The 21,085-nt window shown below is 73.0% G+C and carries 9 protein-coding genes; 6 read left to right on the top strand and 3 right to left on the bottom strand.

Annotation, left to right across the window (positions count from 1 at the left end):
- Positions 1-808: 808 nt before the first annotated feature.
- The 5 genes from ACFYYH_RS30515 to mug all read left to right on the top strand — a co-directional run bounded on the left by ACFYYH_RS30515 (position 809) and on the right by mug (position 17,309).
- Positions 809-5,002 carry an amino acid adenylation domain-containing protein gene (locus ACFYYH_RS30515; RefSeq protein ID WP_388557793.1) on the top strand — a complete coding sequence of 1,398 codons (4,194 nt, stop codon included), beginning with the start codon at positions 809-811 and terminating at the stop codon, positions 5,000-5,002.
- Positions 5,002-14,766, top strand: coding sequence for an amino acid adenylation domain-containing protein (locus ACFYYH_RS30510; protein ID WP_388557790.1), 9,765 nt, complete (start codon positions 5,002-5,004; stop codon positions 14,764-14,766). The genes ACFYYH_RS30515 and ACFYYH_RS30510 overlap by 1 nt, the downstream gene beginning before the upstream one ends.
- Positions 14,767-14,898: 132 nt before the next feature.
- A complete protein-coding gene (locus ACFYYH_RS30505) occupies positions 14,899-15,771 on the top strand; it encodes a TauD/TfdA dioxygenase family protein (protein ID WP_388557787.1) in 873 nt (290 codons plus the stop codon).
- A gap of 149 nt (positions 15,772-15,920) precedes the next feature.
- Positions 15,921-16,589: a DUF7002 family protein gene (locus tag ACFYYH_RS30500; protein WP_388557785.1), complete on the top strand. Its 669-nt coding sequence runs from the start codon at positions 15,921-15,923 to the stop codon at positions 16,587-16,589.
- 36 nt (positions 16,590-16,625) lie between these two features.
- Positions 16,626-17,309: a G/U mismatch-specific DNA glycosylase gene (gene mug, locus ACFYYH_RS30495; RefSeq protein ID WP_388557782.1), complete on the top strand. Its 684-nt coding sequence runs from the start codon at positions 16,626-16,628 to the stop codon at positions 17,307-17,309.
- A 43-nt stretch (positions 17,310-17,352) separates the two neighbouring features.
- Here the strand turns inward: mug and ACFYYH_RS30490 are convergent, their stop codons facing one another.
- From ACFYYH_RS30490 to ACFYYH_RS30480, 3 genes are all read right to left on the bottom strand, one after another.
- Positions 17,353-17,778, bottom strand: a complete 426-nt coding sequence (locus tag ACFYYH_RS30490; RefSeq protein WP_388557779.1) for a TIGR03668 family PPOX class F420-dependent oxidoreductase — start codon at positions 17,776-17,778, stop codon at positions 17,353-17,355.
- A gap of 25 nt (positions 17,779-17,803) precedes the next feature.
- The gene (locus ACFYYH_RS30485) at positions 17,804-18,628 is read right to left on the bottom strand and encodes an LLM class F420-dependent oxidoreductase (protein ID WP_388557776.1); all 825 of its coding nucleotides are present in this window, start codon (positions 18,626-18,628) and stop codon (positions 17,804-17,806) included.
- Positions 18,629-19,005: 377 nt separating this feature from the next.
- The gene (locus tag ACFYYH_RS30480; protein ID WP_388557774.1) at positions 19,006-19,773 is read right to left on the bottom strand and encodes an NPP1 family protein; all 768 of its coding nucleotides are present in this window, start codon (positions 19,771-19,773) and stop codon (positions 19,006-19,008) included.
- A 501-nt stretch (positions 19,774-20,274) separates the two neighbouring features.
- Here ACFYYH_RS30480 and ACFYYH_RS30475 point away from each other — a divergent pair.
- On the top strand, positions 20,275-20,919 hold the full coding sequence (locus ACFYYH_RS30475) for a hypothetical protein (protein ID WP_388557772.1): 645 nt from the start codon (positions 20,275-20,277) through the stop codon (positions 20,917-20,919).
- Positions 20,920-21,085 lie beyond the last annotated feature (166 nt).

Below are 21,085 nucleotides of genomic sequence, written 5' to 3'. Positions count from 1 at the left end.
TCAGGCCGCCATTGACAGCGCTGAAGAGTTGTCCAATCATCATCAGCAGCCTGATGCGAAGGACGTGAGAGACGCAAGTGAAGCACGTCGCGTACCGAGCGAACCGGCTGGTCGAGGGGCGAGAGCATGCGTGTGGGACGTCCTGATGCGGAGCGCACGGAGCGGCCGCCCCCGGGAGAGCCCACCCGTGCGGCATGGTGAGAGGAGCAGCGTAGGCAGCCGGTACCCGCGGCGGACCGGACACAGGACGGAAGACATCCCTCGCACCGGCCTCGGACAGCCTCGCCGGCATCCGTAACAAGATCGAATCCTCCGACCCCCGTTTCCCCCAGTCGTCCGACCGGCCCTCACCCGTCCTCACCCGTCTTCACCGGGCATCGCCGGATTCCGCCCGGCATCAAGGTCCGTGACCGGGCCGGCCGGTACGCCCCACCACCGATACGGTCCCCGGCCCGACATCTCCCCCACCCCCGTCGGTGACGCCGTACGAGGACGACCGCCCGTGCGCGGCCACGCGGGCACCGGCATCCGTACCGGCGCGGCCATCGGCACCGGCGCCGACCACGACGAGCGGGCCACTTGGACACCGGGGCGCGACAACGATGTCCGCCTTGCCCGGGGGCACCCGCATGCCCTCCGGGGTCTTCCACCGCCCCCACCACCCCATCCTCTCCACCACCCCCACTCTCTCCACTGCACCCGCCCCCACTTCCTTCGCGCCTACTTCCTTCGCGCCCGTCCCGGGAGGACGGCGCCCCCGGTGATCCCCCACTCCGTACTGAGCCTCCCCCAGGGGAAAGGGCTGGTCTTGTCGGCGATACGCGGTTCTCACAGCACCACCACCACACCGCCTCACGCGGTACCGGCTCCGCACACGGACGGACCGCCGGCGGAGAGCGGAACACCCCCGCCACTGTCGTGGACGCAGCAGCGGCTCTGGGTCCTGGCACAGATGGGCGGTGCCAGCGAGGCGTACAACGAGCCGATGGGCTTCCGGCTGCGGGGTCCGCTGGACCGCGCGACGCTGGTCCGCGCGCTCGACGCGCTGACCGCCCGGCACGAGACGCTGCGCACCCGTCTGGTGTCCGAGGGGGGCGAGCCGTACCAGCGGATCGATCCGCCGGACACCGGCTTCGCCCTCACGGTGGAGGATCTGACCGGCTGCCGGGACACCGACGCACGGCTCGCCCTCCGGCAGCGTGAGGAGTCCTCCGTACCGTTCGACATGAGCCGGGCCCCGCTGGCGCGCGGCAGGCTGCTCATCCTGGACACGGACCATCACATCCTGCTTCTGACGGTGCATCACATCGTGTTCGACGGCCGCTCCAGGGATCTCCTGCTCCGGGATCTCGGCGCGCTCTACCACGCCTTCCTCCACCGCGAGGAGCCCGGTCTTCCGCCGCTGGCCTGGCAGTACTCCGACTACACCCGCTGGCAGCGGCAGTGGATGTCCGGTGCCGAACCCGCCGCGCAGGCCGCCTACTGGACAACGGCGCTGGCCGATGCCCCGCCGCTGCTGGAACTGCCGACCGACCGGCCACGACCGGCCGAGCAGGACTTCCGGGGCGGCCGGGTACGGCTGTCCCTCGACGCCGGCCTCACGAGGGCGCTCAAGGACCTCGCCCGGCAGCAGCGCGTCACCCTCTACTCCACGATCCTGACCGGCTGGTCCGTGGTGCTGTCCCGGCTGACCGGCCAGTCGGACATCGTTGTCGGAGTCCCCACGGCGAACCGCGGACGCGGCGATGTCTCGGAGCTGGTGGGCTTCTTCGTCAACACCCTGGCGGTACGGGCCGATCTGTCGGGCTCGCCGACGGGAACGGAGATGCTGCGGCGGGTACGCGCCGCTCTGCGGGGCGCCCTCGACCATGTCGACCTGCCGTTCGAGCGCGTGGTCGAACTGGTCAACCCGCCGCGCAGTACCGCCCACACCCCGCTGTTCCAGACCATGTTCGCCTGGGTCCCCTCGCTGCGGGAGCGGCTGGATCTGACGGATGTCGAGGTGGAACCGCTCCTCGTACCGCACGCCCCGGCCAAGTTCGACCTGGTGCTGGCGCTGACCGAGGAGAACGGCTGTGTGGTCGGTGATCTGGACTACGCCACCGCCCTGTTCGACCGGCGGACGGTCGAACGCTACGCGGGCTGTCTGACACGGGTGCTGTCGCAGATGGCCGAGCGGCCCGGCCATGAGGTCGCGGACCTGGCTCTCATGGACGCGCGGGAGCAACGGGAACTGCTGACGGGCTGGAGCGGCGTCGGACGGACCGTGGAACGGCCGTCGTCCCGGCCGGAGGGCCTGGTCGAGCGCTTCGAGGCCCAGGTACGCGCCCGTCCCGGCGGCCCCGCCCTCGTCAGCGGTACCGAACAGCTCGACTACGCGGCCCTGGAGCGGCGTGCCAACCGGCTGGCACACGCCCTGATCGCCCGGGGGGCCGGTCCCGACCAGGTGGTCGGCCTGCACGCCACCCGGTCGGCGGATCTGGTGGTCGGTGTCCTCGGCATCCTCAAGGCGGGCGCCGCCTGGCTGCCGCTCGATCCCGGTCAGCCCGCCGAGCGGCTGGCGTCGATGGTGGAGGACGCCGTACCGGTCCTCGTGCTGAGCGATGCCGGCCTGCCGCCCGAGGGCTGGGAGAATCTGGCGGCGGTCGAGGCGCGGGGATCGCGCGACGACGCCCCCGGGGTGGCGGTCCAGCCGTCGCATCCCGCCTATGTGATCTACACCTCCGGCTCGACCGGCCGCCCCAAGGGGGTGGCGGTGACCCACGCGAGCGTCACCAACCTCTTCGACCACTGGCTGGCCCGCTTCGGGGAGGCGCCGGGCGAGGCGGCGTCGTTCTGGTCGAGCATCGGCTTCGACGCCTCGGTGCACGAGATCCTCATGCCCCTCACCACCGGTGCGGCGCTGCATCTCGTCCCCGACGAGCTGCGCGGCGACCCCGAACTGCTGATGGGCTGGATGCATGAGCACCGGATCACCCAGGCGTTCCTGCCGCCGTCCTATGTCAAATGGATCGACGAGGATCCCGGCACCCGCCTGGCGGGGCTGGCGCTGCGTCAGTTGCTGACCGGCGTGGAGTCACTTCCCGAGCGGGCGCTGTACCGGATGGGGCAGGCCCTGCCGGGACTGCGTATCTGCTTCGGCTACGGCCCGACGGAGACCACGCTCTACACCACCGCCTACACCGATCCGGGGCCCGTGGACCGGCAGTGCCCGATCGGCCGCCCGCTGGACAACACCCGTCTCTATCTGCTGGACGAGCGGCTGCGGCCGGTACCGGCCGGGGTGGCGGGCGAGGTGTATGTCGGGGGCGCGAGTCTGGCCCGCGGCTATCTGCACCGGCCGGATCTGACGGCCGAACGGTTCCTTCCCGACCCCTTCGTGCCGGGTGAGCAGGTGTACCGCACGGGCGATCTGGCCCGCTGGCTCCCGGACGGCAACGCCGAGTACGTGGGCCGCCGCGACGACCAGCTCAAACTGCGGGGCTTCCGTATCGAGCCGGGCGAGGTCGAGGCGGCGCTGCTGGCACTGCCCGGTGTACGGGAGGCGGCCGTGATGGCCGACCGGGAGGGCCCCGGCGAGCCGCGCTTGGTGGCGGGCATCGGCCGGGACGGCGCGGCCCCCAGGTCACCGCACGAGTGGCGCGCGGCGCTCTCGGAGCGGCTGCCGGACCATATGATCCCCGCGGTCTTCGTCGAACTTCCCCGGCTGCCGCTGAGCCGCAACGGCAAACTGGACCGCGCGGCGCTGCTGGAGCGGGCCAGGGCCGCGCTGCCCGCCCAGGTCAACACGGCCAGTCCGCGCGACCACGTCGAGATGGCCCTGTACCGGATCTGGCGGCGGCTGCTGCTCCATCCCGGTATCGGCGTCTCCGACAACTTCTTCGACCTCGGGGGCACCTCGATCTCCGCGATCAAGCTGGCCCACGCGGTCCGTGAGGAGTTCGGCGAGACGCTGCCGATCCGGGACATCATGCTGCACCCGACCATCGAGGCGCTGGCCGAGCGGCTCAGGAAGGGCGCGTCGGACCGGGCCGGGGGCGATCTCATCGAGTTCCGGGAGGGGGACGGCCGTCGGCGCGTCGTCTGTGTCCATCCGGCGGGCGGCACCGCCTTCTGCTATCTCTCCCTGGCCGCGGCGCTGCCCGAGGACATCGGCGTCCAGGGGATCCAGTCGCCCGGTGTCAACGCCGGGGAGACCCCGCTGCCGACGGTCGAGGCCATGGCGCAGGAGTATCTGCGAGCCGTCGGCCCACGGCCCGACGAGTCACTGGTGCTGTGCGGACTCTCGTACGGCGGGCTGATCGCCCATGAGATGGGGCGCCGGCTGGCGCTCGCCGGACACAGCCGGGTGAGTGTGGTCCTGCTCGACACCCACGGTACGGAGGACCCCGCGGAGCGCGCCGCGATCGGGCCGGTCGAGGCGTCCGAGTTCCGCGAGAAGCTGGTCAGGTTCAACGGGATGTACCCCGGTATCGAGGACGACCAGATCGACCGGTACTTCCGTGTCTACAACCACAACCGGATGACCGCCCGTGACTACGCGGTCCCGGCGTCGCCCGCCCGGCTGGTGTTCGTACAGGCCGCCGGGGACGGAACCGACAGCGAGGACGGGGCCGGGGTGCGCGCCTTCTGGGAGCGGCGGGCCGGCGGCGGTTTCGCGGTCGAGCCGGTGAACTGCGGCCACTGGGACCTGCTGGAGAGCGACGAGGTGCCTCGGGTGGCGGAACTGATCGCGGCGGAACTGGCCCGGATGCCGGCCCCCGCCGCTGTCCCCCCGGGCGCCGGGGATCCGGGCGCCGTACCACCGGGCGCCGCCGAGACGGGCGGCCGGGAGCCGGAGACGGACCCGCCGGGAGCCGCGCCCCCCGATACCGGACGGCCCGGCGGGGAAGGCCCCGGTGGGGAAGGCCCCGGCAGGGGAGAGCCCGGCGGGGGAGACTCCGACGCCCTGCCGCCCGGCGCCGCACAGCAGGCCCGCCCGTCCGCCGCGCTGGAGGCATGATGCGATCCGGAACAACCGGCCTCCCCGCCGCTCACCCGGCCACCGGACTGGCGCGGGCGGTGCACGAACAGGCCCTGCGCACCCCGGCCGCCCCCGCGCTCGTCGACGGCGACCGGCGGCTCGACTACGCCGCTCTCGACGCCGCGAGCGCCACGGTCGCCCACGCGCTGCGCCGGGACGGTGTACGGCCGGGCGAGGCGGTCGCGGTCGCTCTGCCGCGCTCCTGGCAACTGGTCTGCGCCATGCTCGGCATCCTGCGGCTGGGCGCCCGGGTCGTACCGCTCGGCACCCAGAGCCCGCCGGAGCGGCTCCGTCACATCCTCACCGACTCGGCCGCCGTGGCGGTGATCCACGGCGGGACCGCGCCCGACGCCCTGCCGGAGGGCGTACGGCCACTCCCGGTGGACGGCCTGCTCGCGGTGGACGGCCTGCTCACGGCGGGACCGGATGAACAGGCCCCCCACGAAACGCCGTTCACCGGCGCACCCGTCTCCTTCGTCTTCTACACCTCCGGCACCACGGGCCGTCCCAAGGGCGTCGAGGTACGGGACGCGGGCATCCTGCGACTGGCCCGGCCGGGCTATGTCCGGCTGGCGGAGGGCGCGCGTTTCGCCTGCCTGTCCAACCCGGCCTTCGACGCGCTGAGCTTCGAGGTCTGGGTGCCCCTGCTGACCGGCGGCTGCTGTGTGATCCTCGACGACGAGACCGTCCAGTCGCCGCACACCCTGGCGGCCGCGCTGCTGCGGCTGCGCATCGACACGATGTTCCTCACGACGGCGTTGTTCAACGCGGTCGTCCAGACCGTGCCCGACTGCTTCGCCGGGGTCGGTCAGGTCCTGATCGGCGGCGAACGCCTCAACGCGCGCCTGGTCAGCCGCTGGTACCGCCACAACGCGTCGAGTTCCACCCAGCTCCACAACGCCTACGGTCCGACGGAGACGACCACCTTCGCCGTGTCCCACCCGATCCCGCGTGACTTCGACGCGGGCGTGGTGCCGATCGGGCGGGCGCTGCCGGAGACCGGCACCCTGCTGGTCGTCCCCGGCACCACCCGCACGGCGGCCCCCGGCGAGGTGGCCGAGCTGCTGCTGAGCGGCGACGGCCTCGCCGCCGGGTACCTCGGTCTGCCCGAGGAGACCGAGCGCCGCTTCGTCCGGCTCCCCTGGCACGACGGCGGGCGCCGGGTCCACTACCGGACCGGTGATCTCGTACGGGCCGACGCCGACGGGCTCATCGAGTACGTCGGGCGGGCGGACCGCCAGGTGAAGGTGCGGGGCTTCCGTATCGAGCCGGGCGAGCTGGAACAGTGGATCGTCACCCATCCCGCGGTGCGCCAGGCATATGTGTGCGCCCGCCGCGACGAGGAGCACGGGCCCAACGAGCTGCTGGCGTATGTGGTGCCCGACGGCCCACTGTCGTACGACGCGTTCGACCGCCATCTCGCGGCCGGGCTGCCGGCCTATATGCGGCCCCACCACATCCATCTCGTCGAGGCGCTCCCGCGCAACGCGAACGGGAAGGTCGACGAGGCCGCCCTGCTGCGGCTCGACGAGCGGCCCTGGCGGCCCCCGGACGAGGAGGAGCGCGCCGCCACCGGATGGCAGCGTGAGGTGCTCGCCCTGGCCGGAGAGGTACTCGGCACTCCGCGACCGCGGCTCGGCGACCGCTGGATCGCCGTCGGCGGCGACTCGCTGAAGGCGCTGCGGCTGCGCTTCGAGGTGCGGCGGCGCTGGGGGTGCGAGCTGCCCCAGGCCCTTGTCCTGCACGGCGACTTCGCCGGAATGGCCGAGGCGATCGACCGGGCGAGAACCTCGGGCGACTCGCCCTATCCGGTGCCCGCCGCCCCCTCGGGGGCGTGGCGCGCACCCGCCACCAGTGAGCAACAGCGTCTGTGGCTGCTGCAACAGCGCTCACCGGACTCCACGGCCTACAACGTGGGACTGACCTTCCGGCTGGACGGCACGGTCGACGTGGACGCGCTGCGGCGCGCGCTGCGACGGCTGGTGGAACGTCACGCGGCTCTGCGTACCGCCTTCGAGGCGGCGCCCGAGGGCCTGCTCCAGGTGGTGGGCGAGCCGTACGACCCCTGGTCCGAACCGGACAGGGACGCCGTCGGCGGCGAGTCCGGCGGACGGGCCTTCGCCGACCGGTTCTTCGCCGAGGGCTTCGATCTGGCGCGGCCCCGGATGCTGGGAGCGAGTTGGCTGCCACGGGACGGGGGCGGGGGCGGGGTGCTGCTGCTGCGTCTGCACCACATCGCGGTCGACGGCTGGTCGGTCACGCTCCTTCTGCGGGATCTGTCGGAGGGTTACGCCGACGCCCTCGCGGTCGCGGACGCCCCCGGGCGCGCCGACACCCTTGAGGCGGCGGACGCCCCCGGGCGCGCGGAAGCGGCGGCCGCCGGACCCGCGCCCACCCCGCTCGACTACGCCGCCTGGCAGGCCGACTGGTTCACCCGTCCCGCCTATCTGGCCCAGCGCGGCGAGCTGCGCGCCCACTACGCCGGGCTGGACGAGGAGGCGCAGCCCCTGCCGCCGGCGGGCTCCCGGCCCTTCCCCGAGGGACGGCTGCTGCGCACCTCGCTCGACGCCGCACGGCGCGCCGCCGTGGACCGGCTCTGCGCCGAACTCGATCTGACGCGCTTTCAGCTCCTGCTCGGTGTCTTCGCGTGGAGCCTGTACGGGGTGACCGGTCTGACCCGGCCCCGGGTGGCGGGTCCCGTGGCCAACCGGCCGGTGGAGGAGTTCGACGCCAGCGTCGGCATGTTCGCCAACACCGTCCTGCTTCCGCTGACGGTCGCACCGCACGAGGATCTGCGCGCCCAGGCGCTGCGGCTGGGCGCCGGGGCGCGGGAGGTGCTGGAGCGCCAGGACGTGGCGCTGGCCGATGTGCTGTCCGACGGGGCGACGGGCGCGGGGACGACACCGTTCGACTTCCTGTTCGTCCTGGAGAACACCGACTTCGGCGCGCTGGCACTGCCGGGCTGTGCCTCGCGGCCCCTGTGGTGGGCGCCCGCCGAGGCCAAGTGCCCGATGACGCTCACCGTGGTCGAGCACACGGACGGCTTCGACTGCCTCTGGGAGTACGCGGACGACCGCTTCGACGCCGCCGGGACCGAGGCGATGGCCGGGCTGTTCCTGCGGGGCCTGGACCTGCTCACCGAGGGGTTCACGGCGACCCCCGCCGAGCTGGCGGCACCGTACCGGAGCGGTCTGCCCGACCACGGCCGTGGCACACCGGCCGATCCGGCGTGGACGACGGTGGCCGACGGCTTCGCGCGTCAGGTCGCGCTGACACCGGACGCGCCGGCCCTGCTGTCCGCCGACGGCTCCGCCGGTTACACCTACGCCGAACTCGACGCGCACGCGGCGGCCCTGGCCGCCGAGCTGCGGGCGGGACATCCGCTGCCGGCGGAGGACGACCGCCCGTGCGGCGTCGCGCTGCACTTCGAGCCCTCCGCCGAGCATGTGGTGGCGCTCCTGGCGCTGGCCCGGCTCAATCTGACCATCGTGCCGCTGGACCCGTCGTACCCGCCAGGACTGCTGCGTCAGATCCTGGAGCAGGTGGAGCCGCTCTGCGTCCTGCTGCCCCCCGGCGGCGGGGCGGCGTTCGACGCCGTCGACCCGGGCGGTGTCGTACGCCACACGGTCACGCTGCCGGCCGCCGGCGCACCCGTACCGTCCGTGGCGCCGCTGCCGCCGCACCGGGGCGCGCGTCCGCTCTACACCCTGTTCACCTCGGGGTCCACCGGCACCCCCAAGGGCGTGCGGGTGTCCGACCGCACCCTGTGCAATCTGCTCCAGTGGCAGGCGGAGTCGGGCGGTCTGGCGGCGCCCGCCCTCACCCAGCAGTTCTCCAAGCTGTCCTTCGACGTGTCCTTCCAGGAGATCTTCGGCACGCTCTGCGGCGGCGGCTGTCTGCGTCTGGTGCGTCCGGAGTGGCGGCAGGACGCCCCGGCGCTGCTGGAGCAGCTCGACACGGCGGGCGTCGAGCGCGTCTTCATGCCGTATGTGGCCCTCCAGCTTCTCGCCGAGCACGCCGTCCATCTGGGCCGCCGTCCCTCGCGGCTGCGGGAGGTGGTGACCGCCGGAGAGCAGCTCGTGTGCACCGACGCCATCCGCCGCTGGTTCGCGGGCATGCCCGGGGCCCGGCTCTTCAACCACTACGGCCCGACCGAGACGCATGTGGTGAGCGGCCTCTGCCTCGAAGGCGACCCGGCGCGGTGGCCGGAGCGTCCGGCCATCGGCCGGCCGATCGCGGGCGCGGTGCTGCGCGTGGTGGACGAGTGGGACGAGGCCGTACCGCCGGGGTGCACCGGTGAACTGCTGATCGGCGGCACGATGACCGCCCGCTGCTATCTGGGTGACCCGGCGCTCAACGGCACACGCTTCGTCGAACTGCCGGGACTCGGGCTGTTCTACCGCAGCGGCGACCGGGCGTACTTCGACCGGCAGGGCCTGCTGCACTACACGGGCCGGGACGACCAGCAGATCAAGCTCAGCGGTCACCGGCTGGAACTGGGCCAGGTCGAGGCGGCCCTGCTGCGGCATCCCGAGATCGTCAACGCCGTGGTGGTGCGTGACGGCGAGGAGCTGGTGGCCTGCCTCCAGTGCCGGGGGGAGGCACCGGAGGCCGGGGCGCTCGCGGCCCATCTGGCCCCCCTGCTGCCGCCGTACGTACGGATCGGCCGCTTCCGGCGGCTGACCGCACTGCCGCTGACGCCCAGCGGCAAACTCGACCGCAAGCGTGCTCTGCGGGCCCCGGGCGAGGAACTGCGCCGGGGATCCGCCGCCGTGCCCCCGCTGCCGGAGCACGAGGCGCGGCTGTCCGAGGCGTTCGAGTCGGTGACCGGCTCCCCCATCGGACGCGACCAGACCTTCTTCGAGGCCGGTGCGTCGAGTCTGGGACTGATGCGCTTCCATCTGCGCTGCACCACCGAACTCGGGCTGCGCTTCACCGTCGCCGACCTGTTCGAGCATGTCACGGTACGCGCGCTGGCCCGCTTCCTGGACGGGGGGACACCGACCGCCCCGGAGGGTACGGACCGGGTCGCGGCGCCGCCGGACGGTACGGACCGGACCTCGACGCCGCCGGACGGTACGGACCGGACCTCCACGGCGCCGGACGGCCCGGTCGAACGGGACGGCGCGGCCGGACCCGCCGCCGTGGACCGTTCCGCCGTGGACCGTTCCACCGTGGACCGTTCCACCGTGAGCCGTGCCGTGAGGAGCCTCGCCCCCCCGGCGGACGAGCCGATCGCCGTCATCGGCATGGCCGTACGGCTGCCCGGCGCCGCCGATCTCTCCGCGTTCTGGGAGATGGTGAAGGCCGGCGGCCGGGGCATCGAGCACTTCGACGCTCCCGACGGCGTCGTGGGGGCGCGCAGCCAGATGGACGGGCTGCTGGCCTTCGACCCGGACCACTTCGGCATCAGCCGGCAGGAGGCCCGGCTGATGGATCCCCAGCAGCGGCATCTGCTGATGAGCTGCTCCGACGCGCTCGCGCACGCCGGGATCGCCGATCCGTCCCCGCGGCGCGTCGGCCTGATCGCCGGGGCCGGGGAGAGCACCTACTTCCAGGCCATGCTGCGCGAGGCGGATCCCGCGGAGCTGCCCGACGGCTTCCGGCTGGCCCTCCACCACGAGAAGGACTTCCTCGCGACCAAGGCCGCCTACCACCTCGGGCTGACCGGCCCGGCCTTCACCGCCCAGGCGGCCTGCGCCAGTTCGCTCGTCGCCGTCCATCTCGCCACCGCCCTGCTGCGCCAGGGCGACGCCGAGGTGATGCTGGCGGGCGGGGTGCTGGTCGACACGGAGCTGACCGACGGCTACCGCTACCGCCCGCAGCACATCTTCTCCGTGGACGGGCACTGCCGGGCCTTCAGCGACGACGCGAGCGGCACCATCGGCGCCAGCGGTGTCGGCGTGGTGGTGCTCAAGCCCCTGGAACAGGCCCGGCGCGACGGTGACACGGTGTATTCGGTGATCACCGGCTCGGCGGTGAACAACGACGGTTCCGACAAGCTCAGTTACAGCGCGCCCTCGCTCAGCGGCCAGCGCGAGGTGATCCGGTCGGCCCTGCGGCGCGCCGGCCGGACCGGAGCCGATCTCGGCTATGTCGAGGCACACGGCACCGGCACCCGGCTGGGCGACCCGGTCGAGGTCGGCGCGCTGCGCCAGGCGTTCGACGTGACGGAGTCCGGCCGCTGCGCCCTGACCTCGGTCAAGAGCCAGATAGGTCATCTCGGGGCGGCGGCCGGTGTGGTCGGACTGATACGCGCCGTTCTCAGCGTCCACCACGGGCTCATTCCGCCGCAGGCCGACTTCCGCGCCCTCAATCCGCAGATCGGCCCCGACCCGGCGCCGTTCTACATCCCGACGCGGGCGCGGCCCTGGCCCGCCGGGCGGGACCGGGTGGCCGCCGTCAGCAGTTTCGGCATCGGCGGCACCAACGCGCATCTGGTCCTCGAACCGGACGGACCGGGCACCGGGCCCGGCGCCTGCGCCGCACCCGCCGCCACGTCATCTGCCGGGTCGGCGGCCACGCAGGCGGCCGTGTCGACGGCGTCGGCCGCCACGGCGGACTGCCTGCTGATGCTCTCGAACAGCAGCGTGACCGGTCTGCGCGCGGATGCCGTACGTGTCGCCGACTATCTGGCGGCCCGTCCCGAGGAGTACGGGACGGTGCTCCGCCATCTCCAGGCCGGCCGGCCGGCGCGGCGCCATCGTATGGCCGCGGTCTGCCCGGACGCGGTCGCCGCCGTGGAATGGCTGCGTACGACGGCGGCATCGGCATCGGGCTGGGAATCGGGAGGGGAACCGGGACCGGTCTCCGACACCCTCACCGGCCCGGCGCCGGACGGCGCGACGGCGCGGAGCGACCGGGCACGCGAGGGGACGACCGACGCGGCGGCGGTCCCCGCCGGGGGGCGTCCGGCGGACGAACTGGCCGCCGCGTGGCTGGCCGGCCGGCGGATCGACTGGCCGGCGGGGCCCGCACAGGCACCGTGGGACTTCCCGGCGCCCGCCTTCGCACTGGCGGACCACGACTTCGTACGCGCCGCGAGGGCGGCGGAGAGTTCCGGTCCGGCGGACATGGCGGGGGAAGGGCCGCGGCGGCTTCCGGAGGCCGAGTGGCTGCACCAGCCCCACTGGGTACGCCTGCGCCGCGCCACCGTGGAAGCCCCGTCACGGATACCCCGTCCGCTGGTGCTGCTGACGGACCGTCCGGTGGAGCCGTCCGCCGTCCAGGCCTTCGAGGCGGTGTACGAGCGGGTCGTGCGGGTCCGCGCCGCCGGCGCCTTCGCCCGGCACGGGGACGATGCCTTCGAGGTCGACCCGGCCGATCCCGTATCACTGCGGCGCCTGCTCGACGCGCTGACGGAGGCGGGTGCGCGGGACATCGACTGGCTGCACGCGCTGCCGCTGGGCGTCGAAGGACCGGTCGGCCCCGGCTCGGTGGCCCGCGCCCGCTGGGCGTGTCTGGACACCACGGCCGCCCTGGTGCGGGCGGTGGCCGAAGGCCCGGGAACAGCACGGCTGCGGCCCTGGTGGGTGTCGTACCGGGCGAGACCGGTCGACGGTTCCGTGCGGCGGCCCGAGCTGGGACTGCTGGCAGGTGTCACCGAAGTGGCCCCGCAGGAGGGCCCGGTGGACGGCCACTGGCTGGACCTCCCGGGCGCCGGTCTCAACGACTGGGCCGCGCCACTGGCCGCGCTGATGGCCGCCACCGCCACCGCCGGCACCGGCACCGGACCCACCCCCGTCCCCGTCCACGCCCACGCTCCCTCCAGCGTCTCCGGCGGCGGCGGCGCGGGTCCCGCGGTGGCGGGGCTGCCCAGACAGCTCGCGCTGCGGCGGGGATTCTGGTGGGAGCAGATCACCCGGCCGGTGTCCTCCGCCGGTCCCACCCCCTCGGCGCTGCCCACCGGGGAGGGCGTCCATCTCGTGCTGGGCGGCACCGGCGGGATCGGCTCCGGCGTCGCGGCCTGGCTGCTGGAACGGACCGCCGGCCGGGTGGTGCTCCTGGCCCGGCACGCACGACTGCCTGAGGAGCTGGCGCCCTGGGCCGACCGTGTCGAGCTGATCCGGGCCGACCTGGCCGCGTCGCCGCCCGAGGAGCTCATGTCCCTGATCTCCCGGCGGACTTCACGGCTCGACAGTGTGATCCACGCGGCCGGCGTGGCGGCGGGCGGCCTGATAGCCCGGCGCGACGCCCTCGGGGCGGGCGACGCGACAGCGGCCAGACTGGGAGGCGCGCTGCTGGCGGAGCGGCTGATCGAGGAGTACCGGCCCGCGGTCGCGGTCTACTGTTCGTCGATGTCGGCGCTGCTCGGCGGCGTCGGCCAGTTCGACTACGCGGCCTCCAACGGCCTTCTCGACGGCTTCGCCCACCACCGTTCCGGGGAGGCCGAGACCACCGTACGGATCGGCGTCGACTGGGATGTGTGGCGCGAGAGCGGTATGGCCGTGCGCGCGCTGCGGACGGACGCCCGGCATCAGGCGCATCTCGCGGTCGGCCTGACCGTGGACGAGGGCAAGCGGCTGTTCGGGCGGGCCGTCGGACTCCAGTTGCCGCAGCTCCTCGTCTCGACCACCGGCCTGGACGAGTCCCGTGCCTTCTACTCCGGCTCCTCGCCGCTCCCGGCGGCGGTGACGGTCCCGTCATCCGTCGCGGTGTCCGCCGGGGCTCCGGCACGGACCGGAACGTCCGGTGCCACGGCTCCGGCCGGGGCCGAGGGCTCCCGGGCCGCCGCCACCGGCACGGCGGCCGAGCGTCTCACCGAATGGCTCCGCGCCTGGCTGGGAGTGGACCGTCTCGACCCGGACGTCCCGCTGTACGACCTGGGCGCCGACTCGCTGACCATGCTCGACCTGATCAGCGAGGTGAAGCGGCATTTCGATGTCGAACTCGAACTGTCCTGGCTCAGCCACCGGGTCTCTCTCACCGAGATCCTGACGCGGCTCGGCGCGACGCCCCCCGACGGCTCGCCGGAGGCCGGGGACGTATCGCTGGAGGTCTGGCAGGAGGGCACGGGGCACGACGTCCTGTGCCTGGTGCATCCGGTGGGCGGCGACATCCAGTCCTACCGGTCACTGGTGTCGGCGCTCGACCCGCGGCTGACCGTCGCCCTCATCGCCGACCCCGGGCTGCGGACCCCCGGGCTGCCGCCCTGGACGGTGGCCGAGCGGGCCCGGCACTATCACGCGGCCCTGTGCGCCCGGTTCCCCGACGGAGTCTGGCGCCGGCAACTGGCCGGGTGGTCCTTCGGTGCCTGGGTCGCCCTGGAGATGGCCGTCCAGGCGGAGGCGGCCGGCCGGCCCGCGGACGCGCTCCATCTGCTCGACCCGCCGCCGCCCGGCGCCGGGGCGCTCTTCCGGACGTACGACGAGACCCAGTTCGAGGCCGTGTTCGCCAATGAACTCGGGCACAGCGGGGACGCCCCGGCCGGTGAGCGGGCGCGGGCCTACGCGCAACGGCTCGCCCGGTGCTGCCGGGCCAATCTGCGCAGCATGACCGATCACCACGTACGGCCGCTGGCCACCACTCCCACCCGGCTGTGGCTGGCGGAACAGCCGGTGACCGGTCTGCCGTCGCTCGGCTCACCGGAGGAACAGCGGGCGCTGTGGCGGCCCCATCTCCCGGAGCCGAGCGTCTGGCACCGGCTCGACACCACGCATTACGGGATCGTCCGGCCGCCCCATGTGGACGCGGTGGCCGCGGCGATCAACGCGGTGCCGCACCACGTTCCCGAGACCGGCTGACGCGTCGCACCGCCCGCCGACCGCCGCCGCTGCCCCGTCGCCCCCTTCTCAGCCCGCCCCGCCCCCCTCACCCCCCGGCCCAATCCCCCGCACCACCGGCCGGAGCCCGGCCCACCACCACAGGAGGAACACGTGGAGAGTTACGAACTGGATGCCGTCCAGCGCATCACGGCACGCCCCCGGAAGGAGTACAGCACCCTCACGGTGGACTCCATCACCCCCGTCATCGGCGCCGAGGTCTCCGGCATCGATCTCTCCGAGGAGCTGTCGGACGAGCAACTGCGCGATCTGAGGGCGGCGTTCCTCGACCACCATGTCCTGGTCTTCCGCGATCAGATCCTCACCCAGGAGCAGCACAAGCGCCTCGCGGGCCACTTCGGTGAACTGCGCCCGGTGAATCCCCCGCCGCCGGAGGGCGATCCGTACATCCTGGAGATCAGCACCACCCCGGAGGCGGAGAACGTGGCCGGCAACGGCTGGCACGCGGACGGCACCGCCGACGCGGAGCCCTCGCTCGGCTCGATGCTCTACATCACCCGCATACCGGAGGCGGGGAGCGGCGGTGACACCCTGTTCGCCAATATGCATCTGGCCTACGAGATGCTGTCACCGGCCATGCGCGGCTTCCTCGACGGCCTGACCGCCGTGCACGACGGGCTGGTCGCCTTCCAGGGCTACACCCCGCCCCCGGGCTATGTCGCCCCCAGGAGCGAACACCCGCTGGTGGTGCGTCACCCCGAGACCGATCGCAAGCTTCTCTATGTCAACAAGGCCTACACCGCGCGCGTCCCGCAGCTCTCGTCCGAGGAGAGCCGGGCCCTGCTCGACATGCTGTTCCAGGTGATCGCCGGTCGCCCCATGCTGACCTGCCGCGTCCGCTGGAGCCCCAACACCCTGGTGTTCTGGGACAACCGCTGTGTGCAGCACCACGCGACATACGACTACTACCCGTTCACCCGCTACGGCCAGCGGGTCGCGATCAACGGCGGCCCGCTCAAGAGCTGAGCGGGGCCAGGGGACTCGCCGGTCCGCCGGAACCCGCGCCGGAACCCGCGCCCTCGCCGCCCCCGGCCCGGGACCGGCGGGGCCCCGGCCACGCCCCCGCCGTTTTCCGTGGGAAACTCCTCGTTCGGCGGCGGGAACGGCGGGGGCGTATGCGGCGCGAGGAACTCATCTCGAAACATCCGACGGTCTACCACGTGGCGGAGGACGGCGCGTGGCCGTCGATCAAGGCCCATGGGCTGCTCAGCACGGAGGCGCTGGTCGATCTGTTCGCACCCGACCCGGCCACACGGCACAGCATCCTCTCCGACGTGCGCCGGTCGAGCGTGCCGATCGAGCATCCGCGGTACGGCACGGCCGTGATCCGCGACCAGCGACCGCTCCGGTTCCTGGACCAGGTCCTGACCCCTGATACGACCCGGCGGCAGTTCCTGAACGCGCTCAACGGCCGTGTGTTCTTCTGGCTCAGCTCGCGCAGGCTGCACTCGCTGCTCCACGCGTCCCGGAACCGCCGGAAGCCGGCGCAGACGGTCCTGCACATCGATACGGCCGCCCTCCTGGCGCGGCACGGCGACCGGGTCCAGCTCGCGCCGTACAACACCGGCAGCACCTATGTGCCGACGGCTCCCCGACGGGGTGCCGGGGTGTTCGTCGATGTGGACGACTATCCGTATGATTCCTGGGCGAAGAGGCGCGGGAAGCGCCGGGACGCCGCGGTGGAGCTGACCGTTCCCCACTCGGTTCCCGCGATCGAGGAACTCGCCTCGCGGGTCGAACGATGGCGGGACGGGCACCCGGTCGACGTGCTGCACACACGCTGAGGGGACGGCTCCGTCTCCACGGGAGGAGCGGAGCCGATGATGAGCCAGGCATCGGGAGACCGGCCGCCGGACGGTCACGGCGGGACGGCCGGAGCGCCGGGCCCCGCCCCCGGGGCGCGTCGGGGCCGCCGTCCGGCACGCGCCGAACTCGACGCCGCGCGCGGCGCCCGGCTGCCGGATCTGATCGCCGACGATCTCACCGTCCTGCTCGTCGGGATCAACCCCGGTCTCTCGTCCGCCCTGGCGGGTCATCACTTCGCCACACCCGGCAGCAGGCTGTGGCCGGCCCTGTACCGGGCGGGCTTCACCCCCCGCGTGCTGAACGCCACGGAGGAGAACCGGCTGCTGGACTACGGGATCGGGATCACCAGCATCGTCCGCCGGCCCACGGCGCGCGCCGCCGAACTCACGGCGCCGGAGTACGCAAAGGGCGGCAGACGTCTGCGCCGACGGGTACGCGCCCACCGCCCGGCCTGGCTCGCCCTGCTCGGAGTCACGGGCTACCGCGCCGCGTTCGACGCCCCCGACGCGACCGTCGGACTCCAGCCCCTCACCCTCGGCACCACCCGGGTCTGGGTGCTGCCCAACCCGAGCGGCCTCAATGCCCATTACCCGCCGTCGGCCCTGGCGGTCGAGTTCGCGAGGCTGCGCGTCGCGGCGGGCCTCCCGGACCGCTCGGGCGTCCTGGGCCCCGGCCCGTTCCCCCCGACGGGCCCGTAGACCACCCGGGGAACCGTCCACGGCTCCCCGGGGGCGCGGCCCGTCAGGTGGCGTGCCAGCCGGACCAGCGGGTGACCGCGATCTCCACCACCGGGCCCTCCGGCGGACGGTCCGCGTACTGCCGCCGGTACTTCTCCGTCAGCAGGCGTACGTACCGCGCGGACGCCGCCGACCCGTCGGCCGCCGGCGGCAGCACGGCGGCCGTGCCGTCCGCGCGGGCCCACCACAGGCGGTCCCAGTCCTCGTCGTAGCCGTCGACGAGGAGGCAGACCTCCGGGTGGGCACGGATATTGGCCAGCCGCTTCAGCCGTAGGGACCGTTTGGGTTTGTGGTCCACGGCGAAGGCCAGGGTGTCACCCGTCAGAGCGAACACCACGGGGACCAGATGCGGACGGCCTGAGGCGTCGGTGGTCGCGAGACGGGCGATCCGGGACCGGACGAAGCGCTCCCGGGCCCGCTCGTCCGTCATCCCCGGCACCGCGGTCCCGGACGGCTCACCGGAAGCGTTCCGCGACGGCGACGCACTCGTCGAGATACGACAGTGTCCCGGCGTCCGGCTCGGTCGGCAGATAGAACAGCACCCGCTCCACATCGAGATGGGTGTACCGCTCGATGCTCTCCGGGTCCTTCGACACCGCGTAGACCGTCACCGGCACGTCCCGGCCCGCGATGCTCCGCAACCGGTCGATCTTCGGCCCCAGGTCCTCGGGCGTCTCGCTGTTCGCCAGCCAGGCGTCACCCAGGGCGGCCACACGGGGGAAGGCGGCCTCACCACCGCCCACATAGACGGGCGGATGGGGACGCTGGACCGGCTTCGGCCAGGCGTAGACGGGGGCGAAGTCGACGAACTCGCCGTGGAACTCGGCCTTCTCCTCCGTCCACAGCTCACGCATGGCCCGCAGCCGCTCGTCCACGAGACGGCCCCTGGTACGCGGGTCCGTGCCGTGGTTCTCCATCTCCTCCCTGTTCCAGCCGATGCCGACCCCGAAGATCACCCGTCCGCCGGAGACCAGGTCCAGGGAGGCCACCTCCTTGGCCGTGATGATCGGGTCCCGCTGACCCACCAGGGCGACGCCCGTGCCGAGCAGGATCCGTTCGGTCACCGCGGCGGCGGCGCTGAGCGCGACGAACGGGTCGAGGGTGCGGTAGTACCTCTCCGGCAGCTCGCCGCCCTCCGGATAGGGGGTACGGCGCTCCACCGGGACATGGCTGTGCTCGGCGATGAGCAGGGAGTCGAACCCCCGCTCCTCGACGGCGCGCCCCAGCGCGGTCGGCGCGATGCCCTGATCGGTGATGAAGGTCGATACACCGAACTTCACTGCGGCTCCTTCGGCTCGGGGGCCCGTGTTCCGGGTGACGGGTTCCGGGTGACGGGTGAGGGGGTCCGTGTTCCGTGTTCCGTGATCCGGGAACAGGTCCCGGAGTCACAGGTCTCCGGTGACGCGTTCCCGTACGCGGTCCCTGGCGAGGTACCCCCGATCGGCCCCGGCCCACCGGTCCGTACGGCCGACCGGGCGATCACGTCCACCGGCGGAAGCGCCCTCCGGCACCCTCCGGCCGGGCCGGCCCGGGTCTCCGTCGGACCGGCCCACGACGGGCAGGGGCGCCGGAGGGGGGTGGAACGCCGGAGGGCGGTGGAACGCCCGGAGGGCGGGGCGGCCGTGGATCCGGCGCCCCGCCCTCCGGTCCCCGCGCGTCAGGCGTTGGGGTCGAACGGGATGCCCGCCGGCTTGGCCCGCTCGAGGTGATAGTTGAAGTTGCCGTCCTTGAGGCCGAAGACGGCGCTGCCGAAGTTGGCCTGGCTCAGCTTGTCGCGCAGCCCCGCGGGGTAGCCGTTCCAGCCGACCAGCCGGGGGAACTGCCAGCCGCGGTAGTGGTTCTCCGGCGGCTCGTCGTTGGAGTTCGCGGGGCGGAAGCAGTGCGTGCCCGCGCCGTCCTTGTGGTAGACGACCTTCGGGTGCGTGCCGTCCCAGCGGATCTGGTCACGGTTGTAGATGTTGAAGTTGCCGTGGGCGGAGGTGGAGACGTACTTGGCCTCGTTGTCCTGCACCCACACCACGACGTGCTCCCAGTCGTGGCGGTGCCCGCCGAGTCCGCTGCCGGCCACGGCCTGGTCCTTCTCGAAGTAGAGGCCGTAGATGATCGCGCACCAGCCGTTGTTGCACTTGTACCGTGCGTAGCCGTTGGTGTTGTCGAGGTCCCAGGAGTCGCGGCACGAGCCGTTGACGGCCCCGGTGGTGTTGAGTCCGGGGGATATGGTTCCGTCGGGGCCGATGGCGGGAGTGGGGTAGCAGCCGTCCGTGTCGTAGTCGTACGCCGGCTGGAACGTCTGCTCCAGTCCGTCCGCGTTGGCGGGCAAGGCACTGGGGGGATCGGCGAGAGCGCTGCCCGGCAAGGCGACGACCAGCGCGAAGGCGCTGGCGACGATGAGCGAGACCTTGCGGATGCGCGGACTTTTCTTCACTGCGTCCTCCTGATCGACCGTGGCGTGGGGCACACGGCCTGATTGACATGCGCGGCTCAGCTTCTCCGTCCCTCGTCGACACGTCGAGCGTCCGCGGATGTCGGAGCGATGAAAGGTCAGCCAATACAGGGGGTGGGTGACCTGGGCCGGAGTTGCCTGCTGAGGGCAGTGTGACGGCAGAGAAGGCCGAAGTGAAGGCGGCGTGGGCCGAGTTGAGCGGTAGGGCGCGGGGGAGGCGGGCCTGACGGTACGTCCGGTGCCGGTTGTGTGCTCATGTACGCGCCGATGACCGGCCCCGCACCGATGGCACCGATGGCCCTGATGGGGCGAATGGCCGGCTGTGCGCCGGTGTCCGGGGGCCGTTGGGGTCCGGCGGTCGGCGAAGCGAGGGAGAAAGTTCGCGGCGCATGTCATCCGGCGGCGTGACAACCGGGGTTTGAAGGGGTGGAGAGGCGCCCTCCGTACCGTTCGACTCGACGAAGCACAAGGAGCTGTCCGTTCATGACACGGAACAAGAAGTACCTGGCCGCCGCGACGGTCACGGCGGCGGTGCTGGCCGTACCGACGACGGCGTACGCCCTGGCCTCGGGCGAGGCACCGTCCGCACCGGCCGCCACGACCACCGTGTCCGAGGCGACCACCGTGTCCGAGGCGACCGCCGTGTCCGGCGCCGGGGTACGGCCCGCCGCCCAGGCCTCGTCCATACGCGTCGTCGCTCCCGGCGAGCGGGTGCACGCCGCACCGGGCGTCCGGCTCTGGCTGACCGAGGAGGGCAAGTACTGGTCCACTCCGGACGTCGGTGAGCAGTTCCGCAGCGTCGTCGACGGAAACCTGGACCTGAGCAGGCCCGGCGTCTCCCGTCAGTCGGAAACGGTGGGCAACCGCTACTTCCACTCCGGCGTCTACTACGGCAGCCGGGCCGCGGCCCGGGTCGAGCTCACCACCGCGACGGGCAGGACCGTACGGGCCGCCATGGTGGAGCTGGCGGGCAAGCCCGGCTGGGGCGCCTGGTACACCACCACCGAACTGCCTTCCGTCACCGAGCTCTGGGGTCCCGAAGGCGCGGGCACCGGCAAGCCGGTGCCGGACTTCATCCGCAGCGTCACCCTGTACGACACGGCGGGCAGGGTCCTCGCCACGCTCTGACGGACGGCGGGCGACGGAGAGCCCGGGTGGGGACCTCGGCCGTCCCGGGGGAGCCGGGGTCCCCACCCGTACCGTCGTCCGGTGCCCACCGCCCCCTACCCGCCCCTGCCGCTCCCCCACCGCTCGCCCACCGCTTCAGCTCCTCCCCACTCGAACCGAGGGACCG

Source organism: Streptomyces sp. NPDC002018 (assembly GCF_042890865.1).
GTDB lineage: Bacteria > Actinomycetota > Actinomycetes > Streptomycetales > Streptomycetaceae > Streptomyces.
This window is presented reverse-complemented; position numbering and strand designations above follow the sequence as displayed.

Excerpts from the sequence above, each read along its gene's own strand:
- ACFYYH_RS30510 (WP_388557790.1), top strand. The coding sequence starts at position 5,002 with ATGCGATCCGGAACAACCGGCCTCCCCGCCGCTCACCCGGCCACCGGA.
- ACFYYH_RS30500 (WP_388557785.1), top strand. The coding sequence starts at position 15,921 with ATGCGGCGCGAGGAACTCATCTCGAAACATCCGACGGTCTACCACGTG.
- ACFYYH_RS30475 (WP_388557772.1), top strand. The coding sequence starts at position 20,275 with ATGACACGGAACAAGAAGTACCTGGCCGCCGCGACGGTCACGGCGGCG.
- ACFYYH_RS30490 (WP_388557779.1), bottom strand. The coding sequence starts at position 17,778 with ATGACGGACGAGCGGGCCCGGGAGCGCTTCGTCCGGTCCCGGATCGCC.
- mug (WP_388557782.1), top strand. The coding sequence starts at position 16,626 with ATGATGAGCCAGGCATCGGGAGACCGGCCGCCGGACGGTCACGGCGGG.